The sequence below is a fragment of the Amycolatopsis coloradensis genome, from assembly GCF_001953865.1.
GTDB classification, from domain to species: domain Bacteria; phylum Actinomycetota; class Actinomycetes; order Mycobacteriales; family Pseudonocardiaceae; genus Amycolatopsis; species Amycolatopsis coloradensis.
The window spans coordinates 519,986-542,180 of the sequence record NZ_MQUQ01000004.1 but is presented as its reverse complement, the minus strand read 5'-3'; the positions used below and the strand labels follow the sequence as shown (position 1 = coordinate 542,180).

The window sequence follows — 22,195 nt, the reverse complement described above, 5'->3', positions numbered from 1 at the left end:
CCCGACCCCGCGCTCTACGGGACGTACTCGCCTGTCCAGGACGCAGTCGGCACGGTCAAGGGCAAGGCCAAGGAGGCGAAGGTCAAGGCGACCAAGAAAAGCAAGAAGTAGACGGTTCGTGCTCGCAGGACGGTGAGAAGACCAGGGCCCGGTCGTTTCGGTCAGGGTCAACCGTGCCTCAGCTACCTACGAGACGGAATGGACGACACGCGGCGGGACCGGTCGCGTCCGCGTGTCGTCCATCCAGTCACCCGTGTCGTCCGTCGGATCACACGTGCCGTCCACTCAGTCACGCTAACCGCCCCGGTCCGACTTGTGAATGGCCGTGGACGGTCCGAACCGGGCTTGATGGGGGCCTGCATTCGCTTCCACCACCCGGTCCGGGGTATCGACCCGTTCGGTTTCGTCCGTCATCCGAGTCTCACCGTGACCGTCGCCGAGCCACGCGTACTGGCCCGGCAGTCACCGACGATCGCCGACGGAAGCCGCGCGGTGCGTGAGGTGGGCGACGGCGTCGACGACGGCACCTGAGGGGATCCCGTCGAGACACGGGTGGCCCGGTACGGGGCAGACTCGCGCCCGGCTGTCCCGGCATCCGGCGTGCTGGTCGCCGAGCAGCACGACCGGTACGCCGTACGGGGCCCAGCGCGAAGCGGGCACCACGGGCGCGAACAGTGAGACCACGGGTGTCCCGACGGCGGCCGCGAGGTGGGCGGGGCCGGTGTTGGGCGCCACGACGACGTCCGCGCCGGCGAGCACGGCCGCCAGCTCGGGAAGCCGGGTGCGGCCGCCGAGGTCGAGTGCGCTTCCCGCGACCTCCCTGGTCAGCCCGCTTTCGGCGGGCGAGCCGGTCACGACGACGTGGTGACCGGCTGTCTGGAGTTCGCGGACGAACGCGGCGGAACGCTGGGCGGACGGTTGCCGGGCGGGAACCGATGCCGCGGGATGGACGACGACGTAGCCGTCCTCGAGCATTTCGCGACCGAGCAGGCCGTCCACCGGCGGCAGCGGCTCACGGATCGCGAGACGGCCGTCGTCCCCCGCGGGCAACGAGAACCCGGCCGCCTGGGCGAGCGAAAGCATCCTGACCGCTTCGGGCGGATCACCGGGCACGTGATGCCGCAGGTCCAGCAGGGACCCTGGATAGTCCTCGCAGACCGCGCCGATCCAGGGCACACCGGCCATCCTCAGCAGCAGGGCCAGCGGAAGCGGGGACTGGTGGAACGAGGTCAGCACCAGTGCGGCGTCGAGGGACAGCGCGCGAAGCCGCCGGACGAGTTCGCCGGTGTCCTCTTCGGTCACCGGCGGCGGTTCGGGATCGATCCACGGCGCGCACCAGGTGAGCACCTCGTCGACGCCGGGCAGGAGTTCTCCCGTGCCGCGTCCCCGTGGACCGGTCAGGAGGACGACGCGCTCCGAGCCCGCCGCGACGGCGCGGACGCAGGGACCGGCCAGCAGTACGTCCCCGAGGTTGTCCATCCGTGCCACCAGGACGTTCCGCTTCATCGGGTACCCGCGACGGCCAGGTGGACCGCTTCGGCGAGGTCGCGTGCGACGGTGGCTCGGCGGCGCGCGTGAGTGACCTCTTCGGGGCGGGTGCGGGAGGTCGGGATGAGGATTCCGCGGGCTCCGGCGGCGAGCGCGGCTTCGACGTCCGCGCCGGTGTCGCCGATGACCACACAGCGGCGGACGTCCACGCCGAGTGCCTCGGCGGCCTGTCGCACGAGGCCGGGAGCGGGCTTGCGGCAGCCACATCCGTCGCCGTCGTCGTGCACACAGACCTGCCAGGTTCCGATGGGGCCCAAGAGTTCTTCGACCCTGGCGTTCACCGCCGTCAGCCGATCGGGGGTGATCAGCCCCTTCGCCACCCCCGACTGGTTGCTGACCACACCGATGCGGATACCCGCGGCTCGCAGGTCGTGCAGAAGCTCCTTGGCGCCGGGGACGGGCCGGACGCCATCGGGATCGTCGAGGTAGGGCACATCCGTGATCAGGGTGTCGTCCCGGTCGAAGAGGACGGCCTGCGGTGCCCGGCCGATGCGGTGCCGAAACTCGCCGCGTAACCGCTGGTAGCACGCGGCAGGCGGAATGAGCACGCTGGTCACCAGCATGCGCGAAATCTCGTCCGCGGTGAACGGGCCCGCCGCGATCCGGCGAGCGGCGAACTCCGCGGTGAGCCCTGCCCAGAGCCCGGCCGTCGCGGCGGCGGCCTTGCGCCGTCCGAGCGCGACCAGCACCGCGGTGCCCACCGCGCTCACCGCGGCCAGTGCGTGCCGTTGCAGCCGTCCGTGGCCCGCGCCGATCTGCTGTCGCCAGAGGACACCGTGCTTGGACCGCATGAGCGCGTCGTCGGCGTTGCCGCGTTGAGCACGCAGGCTGGCGAGCGGACCGGATCGCTTGGGCGGATGGGTGACGACCCGTTCGCCTTTCGCGATGAGGTGACCCGCCTTGGCCACCCGTAAGGCCAGATCCGAGTCTTCGCGGTAGGCGCGGGGAAACCGTTCGTCGAAGCCGCCCACTTCGGCCAGGGCCTCTCGCCGATACGCCATGTCCGCGGTGATCCACCGGGCCGTCTCCAGCCCCGCGGTCCCGCGTTCGTCGTCGGTGGGACGGCGGTCCGGTGGGAGCGGGACGACGAGCGTGGCCTGCGACGCGGCTGTTTTCGCGTCGAGGGACAGCAGGTCGTCGGCCAGTTTTCGGGTCCAGTCCTTGCCGACCAGTACGTCGTCGTCGAGAAAGGCCACCCAAGTGGTCGTCGCACGCCGCCAGCCGGCGTTGCGGGCGGCCGCCGGGCCACGTCCGCCGGAACGGACCACTTCGATCTCCGGCGTCATCGGGGCAAATCGGAGGTCGGCGCCATCGGGCCGGTCGTCGGCCACGATGACGCGCGCCGGCCGCGGTTCTCCGGCGGCTTCGATCCCGGCGAGCAACGTGTGGAGGTTCGCCCGCCCGGTGGTCGGAATCACGATCGTGTAGTCGAGGTCGCTCACCCTGTCGCGATACCCGGGGAAACCATCGGGGAAACCGCGCGCGGACGTGTCAGCGCGGGCATAACGGGTAGCCCGATCTCAAAGACTTCGAAGGAGCTGTGAATGACTTCGACGGACCGGACGGCCGTACTGGAAATCCGCAACCCCGCCGACGACAGTCTTGTCGGCACGGTCGAGGCGACGTCCTTCGACGGGGTGAAGGGCGCGCTGGCCACGGCGAAGCGGGCCGCCGCCGGGTGGGCGGCCACACCCGCGGCCGAACGTGGCGCCGCCGTGAAGAAGGCGGCGAGGATGGTGCGCGATCAGGCGGGCGAACTCGCCGCCCTCATCGAGGCCGAAACCGGGAAACCCCGCTCCGAAGCGGAGGAAGGCGTCCTCGCCGGGGTGGGCACGCTGGAGCAGTACGCCGAACTCGGGCCGGTGCACCGTGGACGGTCCCTGCTGGGTGATCCGCGGGCCACCGACCTGATGGTGCCGGAACCCCGCGGGGTGGTCGTCGCGCTGACCCCGTGGAACGACCCGGTCGCCGTGGCCTGCGGGTTGCTGGGCGCGGCCTTGGTGACCGGCAACGCGGTGGTGCACAAACCGAGCGAACGCTGCCCGCACACCGGGCACCGGCTGGGCGCCGTGCTGTCCCGCGCGTTCCCGGAAGGAGTACTGCAAACCGTGCAGGGGGATGGCGGGATCGGCGCGGAACTGGCGGCGAGCCGGGACGTCGACCTGATCGCGCACGTCGGCGGCACCGTGGCAGGCCGGTCGATCGCGGCGAGCGCGGCGAGGACCGGAGCCAAGGCGCTGCTGGAGAACGGCGGAAACGACCCGCTGATCGTCGACACCGGTGTCGACGTCGATTGGGCAGCCGCGCAGGCAGCCACCGGGGCGTTCGCCAATTCGGGGCAGATCTGCGTCGCCGTCGAACGGATCTACGTGCACCAGGAGATCGCGGAAGCGTTCCTCGGCGCCCTCGTCAAGGAAGCGGAAAGCCGTGAACTGGCACCGCTTGTCGACAAGCGGCATCGCGACGGCGTGCACACCCAGGTGACCGAGGCACTCGCGCAGGGCGCCGAACCGATGTTCGGGGGAACACTCCCGGAGGGCCCCGGTGCGTTCTACCCGGCGACCGTGCTCACGGGCTGCACCTCGGCGATGCGGGTGATGAGCGAGGAGACGTTCGGCCCGGTCGCGCCCGTGTGCGTGGTGCCGGACTTCGAGCAGGCACTCGAGCGGGCGGCCGACGGCGAATACGGCCTCGCCGCCACGGTGCTCACCTCTTCGATGACGCACGCGCAGCGGGCTTGGCGGGAACTGCCGGTCGGCACCGTGAAGATCAACAACGTCTTCGGTGGCGCTCCCGGTGGAGCGGCGCATCCGCGCGGCGCCAGCGGGAGCGGCTACGGTTACGGCCCCGAATTGCTCGACGAGATGACCCAGACGAAGGTCGTCCACCTGGCCACGCCGAGGCTGTGACCAGCCTCAGCGTGCCCTTCTGCCGGGGCCGGTGCCGAGTCCTGTGTGCTCGAAACCGGCTTCGGTGACGGCCGCCGGGTCCAGGAGGTTCCTGGCGTCGATGACGACCGCCTGCCTGGTCACCGCGGCGAGCCGGTCCCAGTCGAGGTCGCGGAACTCCGGCCACTCGGTGAGCACCACCAGCGCGGCGGCGTCCTTGGCGACCAGATACGGGTCGTCCACCACCTGTACGGCTTCCGAGTCGACGGCGTCGACGCCGGGGTCGTAGGCGGTCAGGACGGCACCGCTCCTGGCCAGTTCCCGCGCGATCGCGAGCGCCGGGGAGTCCCGCAGATCCCCGGTCCCCGCCTTGAACGCCAAGCCGAGCAACCCGATCCGGGTCCCCGCGAGCGAGCCGTCCGGAACGCCGGTGATCGCGCACCGGATCTTGCGCACCACCGCGGCCTGCTGGCGCGCGTTGGCCTTCATGGCGTCACGGAGGATGCCGAAGTCGACCCCCGCGTTCTCGGCCGTCCGCAGCAGCGCGGCGGTGTCCTTGGGCAGGCACGATCCACCCCAGCCGGGGCCGGGGGAGAGGAACGCGGGACCGATTCGCGAATCGAGCCCCATGAGCCTGCCGACGTCCCGGATGTCGGCGCCGTAGTGCTCACAGAGTTCGGCGAGGACGTTCACATAGGACACCTTCAACGCCAGGAACGCGTTGCTGGCGTACTTCGCCAGTTCCGCGCTCGCCGGATCGGTGAACCAGACCGGGGCGTTCGTCCGGGTGTAGAGCGCGGCCACCCGTTCGGCGGCGTGCCGGTCCTGGCTCCCGAGCACGATCCGGTCGGGGTTCAGGAAATCCTCGACCGCGTGCCCCTCTCGCAGGAATTCGGGATTGCTCACCACCGGCAGGTCCGGAGTGCCCAGCAGTTCCGGGAGCCGGGCGCCGGTGCCGACCGGGACCGTCGACTTCGTGACCACGACGCAGCCGGACGCGAGCACACCGGGCAGGGTCGCCACGACCTCCTCCAGGACGCGGACATCGGCGTCGCCGTCGTCCCCCTTGGGAGTGGGAAGGCACAACAGGACAGTGGCCACTTCGGACAGTTCTTCCAGGTCCGTGCCGAATCGCAGTCTTCCGCGGTTCAGGCCGTCGTGGACGAGTTCCGCGAGGCCCGGTTCCGCGATCGGAACCTCGCCGCGACTCAACGCGTCCACTTTGGACTGATCGTTGTCGACGCAGACGACCTCGTGGCCCAGGTGCGTGAGACACGCGGCACTCGTCAGGCCGACGTAGCCCGCTCCGATGACCCCCACCCGGTCAGCCATGGGAGACCCCCGTCCGGAGTAGTTCCTCTGCGGCGGCGATGACGCGTTCTTCGCGGAGCAGCAGGAGGCCCGCGTCCGGTCGGTCGGCATGCGGGTCGCCGACGTCGCCCACCCAGAGCACCGTGTGCTGCCGCGCTCCGGAGGGCGGACCCCAGCGGCACGGCGGGGTCGGCCCGAACAACAGCACCGACGGGGTCCCGTACGCGGTGGCCAGATGGCCGACGCCGGTGTCGCCGCAGATGACCAGTTCCGCCTCGGCGACGGTCGCGGCGAGTTCGGCGAGACCGGTGTCCCCCGCGAGAACCGCGTCTTCCGGCAGGCCCGCCGCTTCGGCGACCTCGCGGGCGAGGCCGACCTCCGCGACGCTTCCCGTCACCACCACGCGATGCCGGGAGGCGAGTTCGGCGGCGACTCGCGCGAACCGATCGGGTGGCCAGCGGCGCGCGGCGTACGCGGCCCCTGGATGGATGACCACCGCGCCGGACGCCGGGCTCGGCCCCGGTGGAGACGGCAGGGCGAGGTCGGAGCGGTCGGTGGTGAGGTGCGCGGCTTCGAGCAGCCGGCACCAGCGGTCGACCTCGTGGAGATCGTCCTGCCACTCCAGGCCCTCGACGCCGGGGAAGTCCGGATGCCGGTGGGTGATCAGCTCGACCGGTTCCCGCGCGAGGAGGTCGTGGATGCTCTCGGGCCCGCGGCCGTGCAGGTTGACCGCCAGCCGCGGCGGCTCGCCGGGCCACGACAGTTCGCCCAGTCCGGCTGTCGGGAGCAGTTCGTCCACCGCGTCGATGAGTTCGACGATGTCGCGCAAGCCTTCGGGCGCGGCGAGGACCAGTCGTTCGCCGTCGAAGGCGCGGCGCAGGGCCCGCAGTGCCGGGACAGCGGTGAGCAGATCGCCGAGGCCGAGCGCGCGCAGCACGAGGATCCCGCCGGTCACGGCCAGGACCCTTCTTCCGAGGCGCACACCACGAGTTCGCGGACCTCGCAGCCGGGCGGCTGGGACAGCGCGAACACCACGGAGGCCGCGACGTGTTCGGGCTGGTTGAGTTTCGCGTCCGGCGGCGGCTTGTACTGTTCGGCCCGGTCGTCGAAGAACGCCGTGTGCATGCCACCGGGGATGAGCAGGGTCACCCCGACCCGCCCGGCGAGTTCCATGGCGAGTGCCCTCGTGAAGCCGACGACGCCGAATTTCGAGGCGCAGTAAGCGCTCGCGTCGCCCGCGACCCGCAATCCCAGCGTCGAGGCACAGGTCACGACCGTGCCGCGACTCAGCCTCAGATGGGGCAGCGCCGCGCGTACGACGGCGGCCGTGCCGAGCAGGTTGACCCGGACCACCCGTTCCCAGGCCTCCGTGGGCACTTCGTCGAGAGCGCCGCAGGCGTCGGTCCCCGCGGCCGTGAAGACGCCGTCGATGCCGCCCGCTCGTTCGGCGAGTTCGTCCACGGCGTTCGCGGCCGCGGTGGAATCCGCCAGATCGGCTTGGACGAAAGCGACGCCGTCGGCGGGTTCCGCGCGGTCGATGACGAGCGGCGTACCGCCCGCCTCGCGGACGGCTTCGACGGTCGCGGCACCGAGTCCGGAGGCGCCGCCGGTGATCAGGACGTTGCCGAGAGGGCGCATCATGCTCCTTCCGCCGCGGCCACCAACCGGGAGGTGGAGTAGCCGCGGATGGTCGGGATCAGGACGATTTCGCCGCCGTGCCGGTGCACGACGGCGCTTTCGGGTAGTTCCGCGTCCGCGTAGTCGCCGCCCTTCACCCAGACGTCCGGGCGCAGGCGGTCCAGAATCGCGGCGGGATCGGGTTCGTCGAAGATCGCGACGGCGTCGACCGAACTGAGTTCGGTGAGCAGCCGGGCGCGATCGCGGGCGGTCACGATCGGACGCCCGGGGCCTTTCAGCCCGCGCACCGATTCGTCGGAATTCAGACAGACGACGAGCGCGTCGCCGAGTGCCCGCGCTTGCCGCAACAGGCTCGCGTGCCCAGGGTGCAGCAGGTCGAAACAACCACCGGTGGCGACCAGCCTGCCGCCCTCCTGACGGACTCGCGCGGCCACCTCGAACGCGGAAACGCCGTGGTATTCCGTCTTCTGTACCGCAACGGTGTCCGAAGTGGACAAAGTGGCCGCGCCGCCGGTGGCCACGAACCGTGCCGCGGCGTCGACTCCCTTGGCGACGGCTTCGTCGGTGGACGAGCCGTCGAGCAGCGCGGCGGCCACCGCCGAGGCGAACCGGTCACCCGCTCCGCAGGTGTCCTTGGCGACGACGCCGGCAGGTGGCCGGAACGTCGTGCAACGGTCTCCGTCGGTCAGGACGGCACCGTCGGCCCCCGTGGTGACACTGACCGCCTCGGCGGACCAGAGGGCGTGTGTCCGCTTGGCGAGTTCCTCGGGGTCGGACCGGGTTTCGGTGAAGTGCGCGGCTTCGGCCAGATTCGGTGTGGCCAAGCGGACCCCGGCGACCGGCTCGGCACCGCGCGGATGCGGATCCCAGACGACGGGGATCGCGGGAGCCAGTTCGGTGAGCAGTTTCCGGACCCCCGGATGGCCGGTCACCCCGCGGCCGTAGTCGGCGACGAGGATCGCACCAGCCGACCGCAGTGTGTCCTCCACCTCGCGGGAAAGAGGAGAGTGCTCGGCGCGGCCGTCGCCGTCGTCGAGGCGGACCAGCGACTGCCCGGCGGCGCGCACCCTCGTCTTGGTGACGGTGGTGCCGCGCAACGGCATCGGGACCACGCCGACCTCCCGGGCCAGAAGACCGGCGAGGATCCGCCCGTCCTGGTCACCGCCCAGCGGGGCGACCAGGACGACGTCGGCGGTGGAGCGCGCCGCCAGCAGCGCGGCTAGTCCGGCGCCGCCGGGACGCCGCCAGGTACGGGTCAGATCGACCACCGGGACCGGGGCGTCGGGGCAGATCCGGTCCGAGGAACCGTCGAGATCGACGTCCAGCAGCGCGTCGCCGAGGACGACCAGCGGCCTCACGTGGGCACCCCGAGCGCGTCGTCCAGCGCGGTGCACAGCGCGTGGACCAGGGCGAGGTGGACTTCCTGCACGGTCGCCGTCGACGGGGCCTCCACCGGGATCGCCTCATGGCACAGCGCGGCCAGCGGATTGGGGGACGGGCCGGTCAGAGCCCAGGTCGTCACCCCGAGTTCGTGGGCCGCCTTCGCCGCCGCGACGACGTTCTGGCTGGTGCCACTGGTCGAGAGGCAGACGAGTACGTCACCGGGACGGGCGTGCGCGTGGACCTGACGCGCGAACAACTCGTGCTCGCCGTAGTCGTTGACGATGGCCGTGCCGGCGGAGGTGTCCGCGTGCAGGGCGATCGCCGAGAACGGGCGGCGGTCGTTGCGGAACCGGCCCACCAGTTCCCCGGTCAAATGCTGCGCCTCCGCGGCACTGCCGCCGTTGCCGCAGGCGAGTAATCGGCCACCCGAGGACAGGACCGCGGCGAGATGGCCACCCCAGTCACGGATCTTCGGTGCCCAGGAAGCGGTTTTCCCGGCTGCCTCGCTCAAAGCGGCGAAGTGCTCTTCGATCACGACACACCTCCAAAAACGATCGGGCGGTTCACGGGCGGGAGACCACGAAGGGTCCGAGGGCGAGCAGGTCGATGGGCGCGGAGCCGAAGCACTCCAGCGCGTCCCTCGGGGAATCGACCATCGGCCTGCCGGCGGTGTTGAGGCTGGTGTTGACGACGGCGGGAAGCCCGGTCCGCCGTTCGAACGCGCCGAGCATCCTGGCGAGCAGCGCGTCGTCGGCGGGATCGACGGTCTGCACCCGGGCGGTGCCGTCGACGTGGGTGACCGCGGGGATCCGGTCCCGCCAGCGTGGCGCGACGTCGTGGACGAACAGCATGTACGGGCTGGGAAGCGGGCCGCGGGAGAACACGTCCGCCGCCCGGTCGGCGAGCACCATCGGCGCCACCGGGCGGAACTGTTCGCGTCCCTTGACGTCGTTGAGCCGTTCGAGATTCTCCTGATGGCCGGGGTGGGCGAGCAGCGAGCGGTGGCCGAGAGCGCGCGGGCCGAATTCGGACCGGCCCTGGAACCAGGCCACGATCCGGTCATCCGCGAGGGCTTCGGCGACCGCTTCGGCGATGTCGTCCGGTCGTTCGTAGCGGACGTTCGCGGTCTTGAGCGCGTTCTCCAGCTGATCGTCGGTCCAGCCACGGCCGAGGTCTGCTCCGGACATCGGCGCGCCGCGTTCCCCGGATTCGGCCGCGAGTTGCAGTGCCGCGCCGAGCGCGGTACCCGCGTCCCCGGCGGCGGGCTGAACCCAGACGCGGTCGAACGGGCCCTCCGCGTGGATCCGCGTGTTCGCGACGCAGTTGAGCGCGATCCCGCCCGCCATCGCCAGATCGGTGTGCCCGGTGCGCTCGTGCAGCCCGTTCGCCAGTTCGAGGAGGACGTTCTCCAAGCAGCGCTGGACGCTCGCGGTCAGATCGGCGTGTGCCTGTCCGGGTTCCTGCCCAGGCTCGACGGCAGGCGCGAACGACGCCCAGTCGATCGGATCCGTCCGGAAGCCCATGCCGTCGGTGTGGATCTCCTCGGCGATCCGGTCGAGGAAACGCGGTTTTCCGTAGGAGGCCAGCGCCATGACCTTGTATTCGTCGCTGGAGCGCGCGAACCCGAGGTGTTCGGTCAGTTCCTCGTACATGAGCCCGAGAGAGTGGGGAAGACGCTGGTCGGCCAGTTCTTCGAACTTCCCGTCGCGGTACTCGCCTGCCAGGTACGACGTGCTCTCACCGCGGCCGTCGGCCACCATCACCGCGCAGTCGTCGAACGGCGCGGCCAGCGCGGCCGAGGCGGCGTGGGCGACGTGATGCCGGACAAACCGGACGATCGAGGGATCGAGGCCGGGAAGAGCCGATTTGAGGAAGGCGGGCGCCCGGCTGGCGAAATCGGTCCGCAGGCCTTCGTTCTTGCCGTCGTGTCCCTCGAGTCCCGGCTCGACGAGCGCGGGATCGTAGGAGTATCCGACGGCGTCGAGGTCCTGCGGCGCGATACCCGCTTCCGCGAGACACCACGCGGCGGCCTCGGCGGGTTGTTCCCACGCGGAAAACGGGACGGGCCGCTTGCCGTGTTTGCGGCGGCTGAACCGTTCCTCTTCGGCCGCTGCCACGATTTCGCCGTCGACGACCAGCGCGGCGGCCGGATCGTGGAAGACGGCGTTGACACCGAGAATGCGCACCGGGCCACCTCTCCGGTCGGGGATGCGGGCTGTGACCCGCCTTACTCCCCTAGCGCTACCCGGTGGAGTCGCCGATAAACGAACCTGCGTAAAAGCCCAGGACGTCGCTACTCAGTGAAGCGGCTCGAGGGGGTTTTTCCGGACGTACCAGTCGACGGTGAGCGGGAGCCCTTGCGCCAAATCGATCTCCGGCGCCCAGCCGAGTTCCCGGCGCGCGAGCGAGATGTCCGGGCAGCGACGGGCCGGATCATCGACCGCGGCGTCGATGTATTCGATCGCCGACGAACTGCCGGTGACCGACAGGATCTCCTCGGCGATCGCCAGCACGGTGAGTTCATGGGGATTGCCGAGGTTCACCGGCCCGGGGAAGTCGGAGCCGGCGAGCGCGAGCAGGCCGCGGACGGTGTCTTCGACGTAGCAGAGGGATCGCGTCTGCTGTCCGGTCCCGGCAACGGTGAGCGGTTCTCCGCTCAGCGCCTGGGTGAGAAAGGTCGGGATCATGCGGCCGTCGTCGGAGCGCATCCGGGGACCGTAGGTGTTGAAGATCCGGGCGATGCCGGTGTTCACCGAGCGCTCCCGGCGCACGGCGGCGGTGAGCGCTTCGGCGTAGCGCTTGGCCTCGTCGTAGACACTGCGCGGGCCGATCGGGTTCACGTGGCCCCAGTAGTCCTCGCGTTGCGGATGTTCCCGCGGATCGCCGTAGACCTCGCTCGTCGAGGCGAGGACGAACCTGGCGCTGTCACGTTCGGCGATGTCGAGCGCGTTTTCGGTGCCGTACGAGCCCGCGCGCAGCGTCTCCAGCGGAAGCCGGAAATAGTCGCGCGGCGACGCGGCGGAAGCCAGGTGGAAGACGACGTCGAACGAACTGGGTGCCGCAATCGGCAACGTGACGTCGCGCGAGAGCAACCGGAACGCGGGGTGGTCGAGCAGAGGGGCGATGTTGCCGGTGTCCGCGGTGGCGAAATTGTCGGCCGCGACCACCTCGGTCCCGTCGTCCAGCAAGCGCTCGCACAGGTGCGATCCGACAAAGCCCGCACCTCCGGTCACCAGGGCACGTTCGAATCGTCCGGTCATGGGGACGGGCTACCCGGGCCACCATCCGAAAAAACCCCGTGTGAAGCCACCACAGCGGGGTAAGCGTCGGGGTATGCGCGCTTTGGTGATCGGCTGGGCGAGTTTTCGTCATGGCGAGGCGACCGCTGGCGATGTGCTCAGCATGCGGAGGGTCGATCAGGCACTGTCGGTCGTGGGGCTGCCCCACGACCTTGCCTGGAGTCCGGTCTTCCGGCCGGACGAGTTGAGTTACGAGGAAGTGGATCCCGCGCGGTACAGCCATGTCGTGTTCGCCTGCGGCCCGGCCCACGGGTGGCAGGTACGCGAGGTGCACCGGCGGTTCGCGCATTGCCGGCGGATCGCCGTCGGGGTGTCGGTGATCGATCCCGACGATGACGCGGTCACCGGCTTCGACCAGGTGCTCGCGCGTGATCAAGACGGACTCGCCACCCCGGATCTCTCGGTCGACGTGCCGACCGACGAGGTGCTGGTGACGGGAGTGATCCTGGCGCCGGAGCAGCGGGAGTACAGCGGCTCCGCCCGGCACGCGGACGTGCACGCCGCGGTGACCGAGTGGATCGCCGGGGTGAACTGCGCCAGGGTGCCGCTCGACACGCGGCTGGCGTCGTCGGACTGGGAGCGCTGTGAGACGCCGGATCAGTTCACGTCGATCCTCTCGCGTCTGGACGTCGTCGTCACGACCCGGTTGCATGGCCTTGTCCTGAGTCTGCGGTCCGGCGTTCCCGCGTTGGCGATCGATCCGGTCGCGGGCGGAGGCAAGGTCACTGCCCAAGCCGACGCGCTCGGCTGGCCCGCGCTCGTGTCCGCCGAGGAGGCGGGCAGGCCGGAAGTCCTCGATTCCTGGTGGCGCTGGTGTTCGTCGGTCGAGGGCAGGGCGGTGGCGGCGCTTCGCGCACTGCCAACGGACAACGGGCTGGTGCGGGACCTGGTCAAGGTGCTCGAAACCGGGCCTGCCCGGTGAGCGCGCCACGGACGACGGTCGTGATCGCCACTCGCGACCGTGCGGTGGAACTCGAGCGGACCCTGACAGAACTGGCGTCGTTGCGTCCTTCTCCGCCGGTCTTGGTGATCGACAACGATTCGAGTGACGACACCGCGACCCGCGCGTCCCGGTTCGACGGTGTCCGCGTGGTCAGCCTGCCGCGCAACATCGGCGCGGCGGCACGGAATCTCGGTGTCGCGCTGGCCCGGACGCCGTACGTCGCCTTCAGCGACGACGATTCCTGGTGGGCCGACGACGCGCTCGCCGAGGCGGAACGGATTCTCGACACCCACGGCGACGTCGGACTGGTGGCGGCGAAAACCCTGGTCGGAGAAGAGGAACGCGAGGACCCGGTCGTCAGGCTGATGGCCGAAAGCCCACTCGGCAGTCCTGATGGGCTGCCGGGGCCGGTGGTGCTCGGATTCCTGGCCTGCTCCGCGATCGTCCGGCGGAAGGCGTACCTCCAGGCGGCGGGATTCAGCCCGTTGCTGCATTTCGGCGCGGAGGAGAAATTGCTTTCCTACGATCTCGCCGCGCTGGGCTGGCGGCTCTGTTACGCGGAGCGGGTGCGGGCCCACCACCACCCGTCGAGGGCGCGGCCGTCGAGCGGCTGGCGTAAACGCGCCGAACTCCGCAACAACCTGCTGATCACGGTCATGAGGCGTCCCGTCCGGCAGTGCTTGGCCGACGTTTTCCGCGCGGTGAAACGCATTCCCCGGGAACCCCGGGTGGTCGGCGCGATCGCGGGCACCGTCCGGAGACTGCCGCGGGCCTTGGCTGAACGACGGCCGCTGCCCGCCGGGGTGGAGCACCAGATCCGAGTTCTCGAACACGCGCAGGGAGGCTGAAGTGGAGGACCGGATCACGGTCGTCATGATCACCCACAACCGGCGGGAGCAGTTGCTGGAAACACTCGCGGCGATGACCGCGCTACCCGACGCGGCACCGATCGTGCTGGTGGACAACGCGTCCGCGGACGGGACCGCGGACGCCGTCGAGCAAGGATTTCCCTCGGTGCGCCTGCTCCGCTCGCCGCGGAACCTGGGTGCGGTGGCCCGGAATGTCGCGGTCCACGAGGTCGTGACGCCCTATGTCGCCTTCTGCGATGACGACACCCGATGGCAGCCGGGTTCCTTGACTCGCGCCGCCGACCAGCTCGACCGGTACCCCGCGCTCGGCGTGGTGACCGGGCGATGCCTGGTGGAACCCTCGTTGAAAGAGGATCCGATCACCCCGGAGCTGAGGGATTCACCGGTTCCCGGGCCGGACTGGCTCCCCGGCCCGGCGCTGCTGGGGGTGATGGCGGGCCTTTCGGCCGTCCGGGTCCGCGCGTTCACCGACGTCGGCGGATTCTCGGACCGGATGTGGCTCGGGGGAGAGGAGGAACTGTTCGCCCTCGACCTGGCCGCGCGTGGCTGGTGGATGTGCTGGGACGAGCGGATGGTCATCCACCACGCCCCTTCCACCATCCGGGACCCGCGTCGCCGTCGTCAGCTCGGCATCAGGAACACGCTCTGGACGCTCTGGCTACGCCGCCCGCTCCGAAGCGTTCTGCGGCGGATGGTCACCGTGCTCCGCTCGGCCCCGTTCGACCGGGCCACGGTCGCGGCCGTCGGCGAGGCGGTGCGGGGGCTGCCGTGGGTGCTGCGGGAGCGAAACGTGGTGCCGGCGGCAGTGGAACGCGGGCTGGTCCTGCTGGAGGAGTCGCAACGGAAGTCGGTGGCCCGGCGATACGTCGGCTGACTGGATTTCGGCGCGTCGCATCGGACGCAGGTTGCGGAGCCCCCTGAGCGGGAAGGATTGCGGACGTTCACCGTCCGAAATCCTCCCCGCTCGACCCTTTCGGGCACCAGCGATGTCACAAGGGCGGCTTCACTTCACTACTGGACCGCTCAGAACCCAGTCTCAGGACGGCGAAGCAGCGACAGCGACCTCGGTCTCCTCCTGCAGAACTCGCGCATAAGCACGCAAGCAATCCGAAGCCACCCGATCCCACGAATACCGCGCGCGCACCCGGTCCGCCCCGGCCGCGCCGAACGCCTCGCGAGTGGACGTGTCCTTGAGCAATCGCCGCAGCGCGATCGCGAGGTCCTTGGGGTGGCGGGGCGGGACGAGCAGTCCGGTCGCCCCGTCGACCACCGTGTCGGTCAACCCGCCGACCGCGGCCGCGACCACCGGGACACCGCATGCCATCGCTTCGAGCGGGACGATCCCGAACGGTTCGTACCAGGGGGTGCAGACGACCGCGTCGGCCGAACGCAGGAGCGCGGGCATTTCGTCACGCGAAACCTGCCCGGGCATGTGCACCCGGTCGCTCACCCCCCGCTGTTCGGCGATGCCGCGCAACCGCCGGGCTTCCTCGTCGTTTTCGAGTTTGCCCGAGCCTGGTCCGCCCGCGATCACCAGTTCGGTGTCGGGCACCTCCGCCAAAGCACCGATCACGACGTCGAAACCCTTGCGCGGCACCAGCCTGCCGACGCTGACGATACGGTGGGGAGCGGTCCGGGCGGCGGCGTCGCCGGTCGGAGTGAACCCCTCGAGGTCGACCCCGCAAGGGACGACGGAGGCGCGCGATCGGGGTAGACCCATGCGAACGAGCTCGAAGACCTCGTCAGAACAGGTCGCGATCACCCGGTCGGCTCGTTTGGCGATCATCCGCTCCAGCCGGTTCCGCTCCGGAGGGCTGGTGTCTTTCTCGCCCTGGTGACGCCGTTTCACCACGCCAAGGGCGTGAAAAGTCTGGGTCACCGGGATTCCGAGGTCCTTGGCCGCCAGTACGGAGGCCAGTCCCGACATCCAGAAGTGCGCGTGGACGACGTTGGGCCGGTCCTTGCTCCATCGTGAGCGGAGAAACCGGGCGAAATCCCCCATATAGGGCAAGAGTTCGTCTTTTGGGACCTTCTTCGGTGGTCCCGCCAACACATGGACGACGCGGTAGCCGTCAGGGGCCTCGACGGTCGCGGGAACGCGGCGGTTCTCTCGGCGGGTGTAGACGGTGACGTCGTGTCCTTGACGGCTCAGCGCGGCGGAAAGTTCCGCGACGTGGACGTTTTGGCCACCTGCGTCGGCTCCGCCAAGGGCGGCGAGCGGGCTGGCGTGCTCGGAAACCATCGCGATCCTCATCGGGCTCCTTCCCTCCGCGCTTGGCGGAGTCAAGCGATCACCTCGGTCAGCAAGGCGTCCCAGCGATTCAGGAACGCGTCGAGCCCGTAGTGGGACAATGCGAACTCACGCGCGGCTTTTCCAGCCAGGACAGCGAAATCAGGTTCATGGACGAGTTCCCCGTACGCCTTCACGAGTGCTGGGACGTCCGTCGAGATCGCCCCCGCTTCGGGGGGCACGGCGAGGACGGCTTCGGTGGTCGCGAGCGCGACGATCGGCATCCCCAGGTGCATCGCCTCGAGCAACGACAAACCGAGCGACGTCCAGCGGGCCGTGTGCAGGTACACCCGGCGGCGGGCGACTTCGGTGTGCAGTACCGCGGACGGAAGATCGCCACCGGCACGCAACACGTCATGACGGCCGTCGAGTTCCTCGCTGCCGATGCCGTAGACGTCCACCGGTGCGATCTCCGCGAACGACGGCAAGAGATCGGTCCCGGTGATCCGGCCGCGCCGGACGGGTTCGTTGATCAACGCCGCGCCGTGCGGGATCTCGCCGGTGTAGCGTTCACCCGGATCGGGGATGCCGTGCGGGATCACCACGGTCGGCGCGAGACCGGAATCCCACATCAGCTCGTTGAAGTGCGTGACATGCGCCAGTGGGATGTCGTCCTGGTCGGCGAGTGGATGCCGGGTGGTCGCCGCGTACGGCCGCGGAGTGTTGTGCTCCACGAAAATCGCGGGCAGGTCGCCGCCGGGACGACGGCCGAGCCACCGGCCGACCAGGTCGATCTCCTCGACCCGCTGAAGGATGACGACGTCGAGATCGAGGTCTTTCACCCGGTCGACCGGTACCTCTTCCGCGTTGGGCCAGTCACGACCGCACAGTCCGCGCCCCCACTGCCCGCCTTCGGGGAGCAAGGGCACGAAATAGCGGTGAGGTCCTCGCACGAATGCCTCGGCCCAGGAGCCGTGAACGTGCCACAAGAGGATCCGCAGCGGCGCCTGTTTCGTCATGCACAGTAGATTTCCCTTGTCCGCCGGAATAAACGTCCGTTCGTGGCCCGACGGTGAATCACCCGGACTGGGGGTCCGTGTCGTCATGGGGGTCGCCGGAAGAAGTGCCCTGCTCGCCCCGGATTTCCTGACGCTCTTCTTCGTCGGTTTTCGCCCCGCTGCCGGGTTCGGCCGTGTTGGCCTGCTGTGCGGCTTTCGCCTTGTTCCCGGCGGAGCCTGTGACCACCTCGTCGTCACCCTTCATGAGTGCCTCGAATCCCTCTCGTGCGACGTCGGCGGGATCGTCCTCCGGTCCCGATCCGACCTTGGTGTCCTTCGTTCCCGCCCGTTCGAAGAACTCGGTCTCCGGCGGGCCGGACCGCGGTGCCGTCACCCGCAGTTCGGTCCTGAGGCCTCCGAAAAGGACGTTTCCCCCATCGGCTACCCGCTGGGCGCGGGCTCAATCCTGTTCCTTCCCGCGAATTCGTGGCCACTGTGGACGTTTGGGACCGCACGACCGGGGTAGCCGGAAGCACCATCGGCGAACCGGAGGGGCCATGACCGCGATCACCAGTACCACCAGACCACTCGCTCCCGCGCGGCCATGGTTGGTCCGGCCGCCCGGTGTCTACCGGCCACAGGACGACACGTGGTTCCTCGCATCGGCCTTGCGTGCGTCGGGTATGCCGTCCGGCGCTCGCGTGCTCGACCTGTGCACGGGCACCGGGGCACTGGCGCTGACGGCCGCGATGAGCGGAGCCGGTTCGGTGACCGCCGTGGACATCTCCCGGCGGGCGCTGGCCGCGGCGTGGACGAACACGCGCCTGCGCGGCCTGCCGGTCCGCGCGGTGCGGGGGAGCCTGGCCGAGGCGACTCGAAGGGGGCCGTTCGACGTCGTGCTGGCGAATCCGCCGTACGTCCCCTGCCCGATCCCGGCGAGCGGCGCCGCGCGGGCATGGGACGCCGGGCCGGACGGCCGCGTGGTGCTGGACCCGCTCTGTGCCGGGGCCGCCGCCATGCTGGCACCCCAGGGCTTCCTGCTCCTCGTCCACTCCAAGGTGGCCGATGTGGACAAGTCGTTGACGCGGCTGCGCGAGTCGGGTCTCGCCGCGGCCGTGGTGGCCTCCCGCACTGTTCCGTTCGGACCGGTGATGCGGGCCCGGGCCGCCTTCCTCGAAGAAGCGGGCCTGATCACGGCTGGGCAGCAGGACGAAGAACTGGCGGTGATCCGTGCCGACCGGCCGTAGGACGAGGATCCGGGTCGAACCCGGTGGGCCCCTCCTGGTGGAGGGGCCCGTCGAAATCGTCACGGACGACGGCGAGACGGTGACTTCCGACCGGTTCGTAGTGGCTCTCTGTGCCTGCCGTCGCAGCAAGCGCTACCCGTTCTGCGACACCAGTCACCGTCGCCGGTCACGGCAAGGGGCGCAGCGGCCGGAGCAATGAGGACTCACCGGCTGACCAAGCATCCAGCAGATGCTTGGTCAGCCGGGCCTCCAGCAGATCGGTGGCCTGGATACCGAACGCGACGTCCGCGGCCAGACCGGGTTCACGCTCCAGGAGGTCACCGATGACGTCGTGCCGCAGCACCTGTTCGTGGACGGCGTCGGCCTCGATGTGCTCGGTGTAGAAATAGCGGCATTCCGCGGCCCCGCCGAGCCGTCGCAACGCCTCGTCCATCCGGCGGGCGGCGGGCGCGGTGGTGATCTCGGCGCTGGCGAAATGTCCGACGAGCGCGCCGCGCAGGCTTCGGTGCAGCCCGAACAGCGACATCATGTTCACCGTCGCGAGCGTGTCGGCCGGAGCGTGGTCGAGGTAGGCGAGGTAGCCGTCGGACAGGCCTGCCGCCGTCAGCAGATCCGCGAACAGCCGGGAATGCGCCTGCTCGGCCCGGCCGCCGCCGAACTCGTCGAATTCGACGGCGACCAGCGCGGCCTTGGCCCGTCCCCGCAGTCGCGGGATCACCCACGCGTGGGGATCGGCCTCCTTCAGATGGTAGATCGACCGGTGCGCGAAGAACTCCTCGACGTGCCACCACTCGCCCTCGTCGCGGAGGAAATGCGAGACGCCGTTCCCGTCGACGGGCTCGACCAGCAACTCGTCGAGCAACCCGTCCACGTCGTCTCCGCCGGGGACAGCCTGGCGGAGAGCGTCGAGGAACACGCGCTCCAGAGCGGCACGGAAGGCGAGGAGCGAAGCGTCCCATTCCCAGTCCGCGTCCACCTCGGCGAAGCCCTGGTAGTGGAGTTCGTAGCAGACGTGCAACGCCAGCTGCAGGTCTTCGCCGAAAGGGTCCGCGCCGATGACCGCGTCGAGGTCGAAGTCGTCTCGGCGGCCGCCCGCCAGGGTGTCCACCACCGCCGCGGAAAGCGGGCCACGGATTTGGGGCAGCTTCGCGGCCACCTCGTGCTCGATCATCGTCATGATCGGCGGATACCCACCGTCAGGCGTGCGGAACCGTTTCTTCGGTGAGCATCCGCAGCACCGCGACATCGCCGTCGACGGCGGCCCGGCGCTGCCGTTCGGCGCCGGTGCCCTCGTTTTCCAGCCGTTCGAGGAGGGACCGCACCAGGACGAGGTCGCCCGTGTCCTCCAGCGCCGGGCCCGTGTGTGCCAGCAGCGAGGCGGCCCGATCGGTGGCCTGAACCACCTTTCCGGCCACCGGGTCGACGGCCGGGCCCGACAAGCCGTGCCGCGCGGCCGACCACACCGCGGCGGCGGCGAGCTGCGGGTCCAGCGGTTCGGCCTCCACGCCGCGGGCCAGCTCGGCGAGCGCGGTGCGCACCAGAGCGCGGGTCAGAAGTGCCTGAAGCACCGCTTCGTCGACAGTGGACGCCGTATCGGCCGCCCGCACCTCGACCGTCGGCCAGCGCGACGACGGCCGCGCGAGCCAGAACGTCTGGTGCTCGTCCACGAGCACGCCGCAGTCCACCAGCCGGTCCACCTGCCGGTCGTGATCGGCGAGGTCGGTGAAGTACGGCGGGAGACCCGAACCGGGAAACCGGTTCTGCTCCACCATCCGCCAGCTGTCATAGCCGGTGTCGTGGCCTTGGTGGAACGGCGAGTTGCCGGACAGTGAGAGCAGCGTCGGCAGCCACGGCGAAAGGTGATTCACGACGGCGACCGCGAGCGCTCGGTCGGGGACTCCGATGTGGACATGACATCCGCAGGCCTCATAGGCCTTGACGATCCCGGCGTAGAGACCGTCGACCTTGCCGAACCGGTCGTCGGTCTCGTAGTCACGGTCAGGTGAGGCCCGAAGGGGAGTGCCGGAGGCGATGATCGCGCAGTCCTCCGCGGCGGCGGCTTCGGCCAGGGTGCGCCGCCCCGCGATGAGATGCCGGTACAACTCGTCGGCCGTCTCGCAGATTCCCGTGGCGGCCTCGATCTGTGTCGGGCGAAGTTCACGATGCACCGCGGCACCGTCGGGTAGCGGACAGCAGACACCGTGCCTGGCGAGCACCGCGTCGGCACGCGGGCAACTCACCCCGGTTCTGGGGTCGACCAGCAGGAATTCCTCTTCTACGCCGATGCCGGTCATCACCGCTCCTGTTTTCTCCGTAGCGCGCGCACGGCCGGTCCTTGGATGACCGAGCCGTCGAGGCCGAATCGTGAGCCGTGGCAGGGGCAGTCCCAGGTTTTTTCCGCGTTGTTGAACGCGACCAGGCAGCCGAGGTGGGTGCAGTGAGCGCCCACGGCGTGCAGTTCGCCATCCGGGTCGCGGTAGGCGGCGACGAATTCGCCGCCGTCCCGGGTCACCTTGGCCTCGCCGGGGGCGATCTCGTCCAGGGCCGCCGGCTTCCGCACCGCGCTGAAGTGGTCACCCACCAGGAACTTCGCGACCGTCACGTTGTTTTCGACGGTGGTGATCGCGGACCGGAGGTCGAAGCGGTTGGGGTCGTACAGGCTCGCCGCGGGGTTGTCCCGGCCGGTCAGGAGATCCGACAGCAGGAGCCCGGCCGCGGTGCCGCCCGTCATACCCCACTGCCCGAAGCCGGTGGCGACCCAAAGGTGACGGCTCGCCGGATGGTAGCGCCCGACATACGGCACGGAGTCCAGCGTGGACAGGTCGTGGGCGGACCACCGGTGGGTCACGCGGCGGACCCCGGCGTGACTGCTCGCCCAGCTCGCCAAGCGTTCGTACCGGCTCTCGACGTCGACCGAGTCGCCGACGCGATAGTGCTCGCCGCCCGCGACCGCGTACGGCACACCGTCGTTGAGGTAGCCGCGGACGGAATGGTGGGTGTCCGCGTCCAGGAACATCCCGTCCGGCATCCGGTTTCCTTCGACGGGACCGGCCACCACGAGGTCCCGCACCGGATCGAGCCGGGCGAAGAACAGGCCGCGGTCCAGCATCGGGTAGTGAGTCGCCACCACGACCTCACCCGCGCGCACGTCGCCGGAACTGGTGCGCACCGTGGTCCCGCCGAGTTCGTCGACACCCTCGGCGCGGACGCCTTCCACGATCGTACCGCCGGCCCGCTCGATCTCGCCTGCCAGACCGAGAAGCCACCGGCGAGGGTGGAAATGGGCCTGTGCGGTGAATTTGACCGCTCCGATCGCGGGGACGTCGAGATCGACATCGGTGCCGAAGGTCGCGGGGAGACCGGCTTCGGCGGCGGCTTCCGCTTCCCGTTCGAGGCTTTCGACAGTTTCGGGCTTGGTCGTGTACACGAAGCTGTCGGCGCGGGTGAAGCCGCAGTCGATGCCGAGATCGGCCGACGCGGCCGCGATCCACTCCAGGGCGGAGGTCTGGCTGTGGGCGTACATCGCCGCGGCTTCGGTGCCTTTGGACTTGGCCAGTGTGGCGTACTTCAGCCCGTGCTGGGTGCTGACTTTCGCCGTGGTGTGCCCGGAGACGCCAGCGGCGAGACGGCCCGCCTCCAGAACCAGTACCGACCTTCCCGCCCGTGCGAGACGGTACGCCGTGGTCAATCCGGCGATACCGCCGCCGAGCACGGCGACGTCCACCTCCGACGGTAGCGGGGTGCCGGTCCGGTCGGGAGCAGGGGCGGTGTCGAGCCACAGTGAACGCGTGCCGGGCAACTCCGTCATGAGACCCGGGTTCCCGGGCGGCAACGTGACCAA

21 protein-coding genes are annotated in these 22,195 nt (G+C 70.0%); 6 read left to right on the top strand and 15 right to left on the bottom strand.

Annotated elements, in window-relative coordinates; all coding sequences use genetic code 11:
- Positions 1–462: 462 nt before the first annotated feature.
- Together BS329_RS09535 and BS329_RS09530 are read right to left on the bottom strand one after the other, a co-directional pair.
- On the bottom strand, positions 463–1,506 hold the full coding sequence (locus tag BS329_RS09535) for a glycosyltransferase family 9 protein (protein WP_076158108.1): 1,044 nt from the start codon (positions 1,504–1,506) through the stop codon (positions 463–465).
- A complete protein-coding gene (locus BS329_RS09530) occupies positions 1,503–2,990 on the bottom strand; it encodes an HAD-IIIA family hydrolase (RefSeq protein ID WP_076158105.1) in 1,488 nt (495 codons plus the stop codon). Before BS329_RS09530 ends, BS329_RS09535 begins: the two co-directional genes overlap by 4 nt.
- Positions 2,991–3,092: 102 nt before the next feature.
- Here BS329_RS09530 and BS329_RS09525 point away from each other — a divergent pair, with 102 nt between their 5' ends.
- Entirely contained in the window at positions 3,093–4,457 is a 1,365-nt protein-coding gene (locus BS329_RS09525) for an aldehyde dehydrogenase family protein (protein ID WP_076158103.1), read from the top strand.
- A gap of 6 nt (positions 4,458–4,463) precedes the next feature.
- On the opposite strand, the gene BS329_RS09520 is transcribed toward BS329_RS09525, so the two are convergent.
- The 7 genes from BS329_RS09520 to BS329_RS09490 all read right to left on the bottom strand — a co-directional run bounded on the left by BS329_RS09520 (position 4,464) and on the right by BS329_RS09490 (position 12,028).
- The gene (locus BS329_RS09520; RefSeq protein ID WP_076158100.1) at positions 4,464–5,768 is read right to left on the bottom strand and encodes a UDP-glucose dehydrogenase family protein; all 1,305 of its coding nucleotides are present in this window, start codon (positions 5,766–5,768) and stop codon (positions 4,464–4,466) included.
- Complete coding sequence (locus tag BS329_RS09515; RefSeq protein WP_076158257.1) at positions 5,761–6,708, bottom strand: glycosyltransferase family 9 protein; 948 nt, start codon at positions 6,706–6,708, stop codon at positions 5,761–5,763. The genes BS329_RS09520 and BS329_RS09515 overlap by 8 nt, the downstream gene beginning before the upstream one ends.
- Complete coding sequence (locus BS329_RS09510) at positions 6,699–7,385, bottom strand: SDR family oxidoreductase (protein WP_076158097.1); 687 nt, start codon at positions 7,383–7,385, stop codon at positions 6,699–6,701. The genes BS329_RS09515 and BS329_RS09510 overlap by 10 nt, the downstream gene beginning before the upstream one ends.
- Entirely contained in the window at positions 7,385–8,743 is a 1,359-nt protein-coding gene (locus BS329_RS09505; RefSeq protein ID WP_076158095.1) for a PfkB family carbohydrate kinase, read from the bottom strand. Before BS329_RS09505 ends, BS329_RS09510 begins: the two co-directional genes overlap by 1 nt.
- Complete coding sequence (locus BS329_RS09500; RefSeq protein ID WP_076158092.1) at positions 8,740–9,303, bottom strand: D-sedoheptulose-7-phosphate isomerase; 564 nt, start codon at positions 9,301–9,303, stop codon at positions 8,740–8,742. Before BS329_RS09500 ends, BS329_RS09505 begins: the two co-directional genes overlap by 4 nt.
- A gap of 28 nt (positions 9,304–9,331) precedes the next feature.
- Complete coding sequence (locus tag BS329_RS09495; protein ID WP_076158090.1) at positions 9,332–10,954, bottom strand: carbamoyltransferase family protein; 1,623 nt, start codon at positions 10,952–10,954, stop codon at positions 9,332–9,334.
- Between the two features lie 111 nt (positions 10,955–11,065).
- A complete protein-coding gene (locus BS329_RS09490; protein WP_076158087.1) occupies positions 11,066–12,028 on the bottom strand; it encodes an NAD-dependent epimerase/dehydratase family protein in 963 nt (320 codons plus the stop codon).
- Between the two features lie 73 nt (positions 12,029–12,101).
- Here BS329_RS09490 and BS329_RS09485 point away from each other — a divergent pair, with 73 nt between their 5' ends.
- From BS329_RS09485 to BS329_RS09475, 3 genes are read left to right on the top strand one after another with little or no spacing between them, the layout of a single operon-like run.
- The gene (locus BS329_RS09485; protein ID WP_076158084.1) at positions 12,102–12,989 is read left to right on the top strand and encodes a polysaccharide pyruvyl transferase family protein; all 888 of its coding nucleotides are present in this window, start codon (positions 12,102–12,104) and stop codon (positions 12,987–12,989) included.
- The gene (locus BS329_RS09480) at positions 12,986–13,858 is read left to right on the top strand and encodes a glycosyltransferase family 2 protein (protein ID WP_076158082.1); all 873 of its coding nucleotides are present in this window, start codon (positions 12,986–12,988) and stop codon (positions 13,856–13,858) included. Before BS329_RS09485 ends, BS329_RS09480 begins: the two co-directional genes overlap by 4 nt.
- A 25-nt stretch (positions 13,859–13,883) precedes the next feature.
- Positions 13,884–14,753, top strand: coding sequence for a glycosyltransferase family 2 protein (locus BS329_RS09475; RefSeq protein ID WP_076158255.1), 870 nt, complete (start codon positions 13,884–13,886; stop codon positions 14,751–14,753).
- Positions 14,754–14,915: 162 nt separating this feature from the next.
- Here BS329_RS09475 and BS329_RS09470 read toward each other — a convergent pair whose 3' ends face one another.
- The 3 genes from BS329_RS09470 to BS329_RS09460 are packed head-to-tail and all read right to left on the bottom strand — an operon-like array spanning position 14,916 to position 17,501.
- Positions 14,916–16,133 carry a glycosyltransferase gene (locus BS329_RS09470; protein ID WP_076158079.1) on the bottom strand — a complete coding sequence of 406 codons (1,218 nt, stop codon included), beginning with the start codon at positions 16,131–16,133 and terminating at the stop codon, positions 14,916–14,918.
- 29 nt (positions 16,134–16,162) lie between these two features.
- Positions 16,163–17,128: a glycosyltransferase gene (locus tag BS329_RS09465; RefSeq protein WP_076158076.1), complete on the bottom strand. Its 966-nt coding sequence runs from the start codon at positions 17,126–17,128 to the stop codon at positions 16,163–16,165.
- A gap of 58 nt (positions 17,129–17,186) precedes the next feature.
- Positions 17,187–17,501 carry a hypothetical protein gene (locus BS329_RS09460; protein WP_076158074.1) on the bottom strand — a complete coding sequence of 105 codons (315 nt, stop codon included), beginning with the start codon at positions 17,499–17,501 and terminating at the stop codon, positions 17,187–17,189.
- A gap of 163 nt (positions 17,502–17,664) precedes the next feature.
- On the opposite strand from BS329_RS09460, the gene BS329_RS09455 reads away from it, so the two are divergent.
- The gene (locus BS329_RS09455) at positions 17,665–18,354 is read left to right on the top strand and encodes a HemK2/MTQ2 family protein methyltransferase (RefSeq protein ID WP_076158071.1); all 690 of its coding nucleotides are present in this window, start codon (positions 17,665–17,667) and stop codon (positions 18,352–18,354) included.
- Positions 18,338–18,553: a CDGSH iron-sulfur domain-containing protein gene (locus BS329_RS09450; RefSeq protein ID WP_076158068.1), complete on the top strand. Its 216-nt coding sequence runs from the start codon at positions 18,338–18,340 to the stop codon at positions 18,551–18,553. Before BS329_RS09455 ends, BS329_RS09450 begins: the two co-directional genes overlap by 17 nt.
- Here BS329_RS09450 and BS329_RS09445 read toward each other — a convergent pair.
- From BS329_RS09445 to BS329_RS09435, 3 genes are read right to left on the bottom strand one after another with little or no spacing between them, the layout of a single operon-like run.
- The gene (locus BS329_RS09445; protein WP_076158066.1) at positions 18,521–19,531 is read right to left on the bottom strand and encodes an iron-containing redox enzyme family protein; all 1,011 of its coding nucleotides are present in this window, start codon (positions 19,529–19,531) and stop codon (positions 18,521–18,523) included. The two genes, BS329_RS09450 and BS329_RS09445, sit on opposite strands and share 33 nt — an antisense overlap.
- 19 nt (positions 19,532–19,550) lie before the next feature.
- Positions 19,551–20,648, bottom strand: a complete 1,098-nt coding sequence (locus BS329_RS09440; protein WP_076158063.1) for a carboxylate-amine ligase — start codon at positions 20,646–20,648, stop codon at positions 19,551–19,553.
- Positions 20,648–22,162, bottom strand: coding sequence for an FAD-dependent oxidoreductase (locus BS329_RS09435; protein ID WP_076158252.1), 1,515 nt, complete (start codon positions 22,160–22,162; stop codon positions 20,648–20,650). The genes BS329_RS09440 and BS329_RS09435 overlap by 1 nt, the downstream gene beginning before the upstream one ends.
- Between the last annotated feature and the right edge of the window lie 33 nt (positions 22,163–22,195).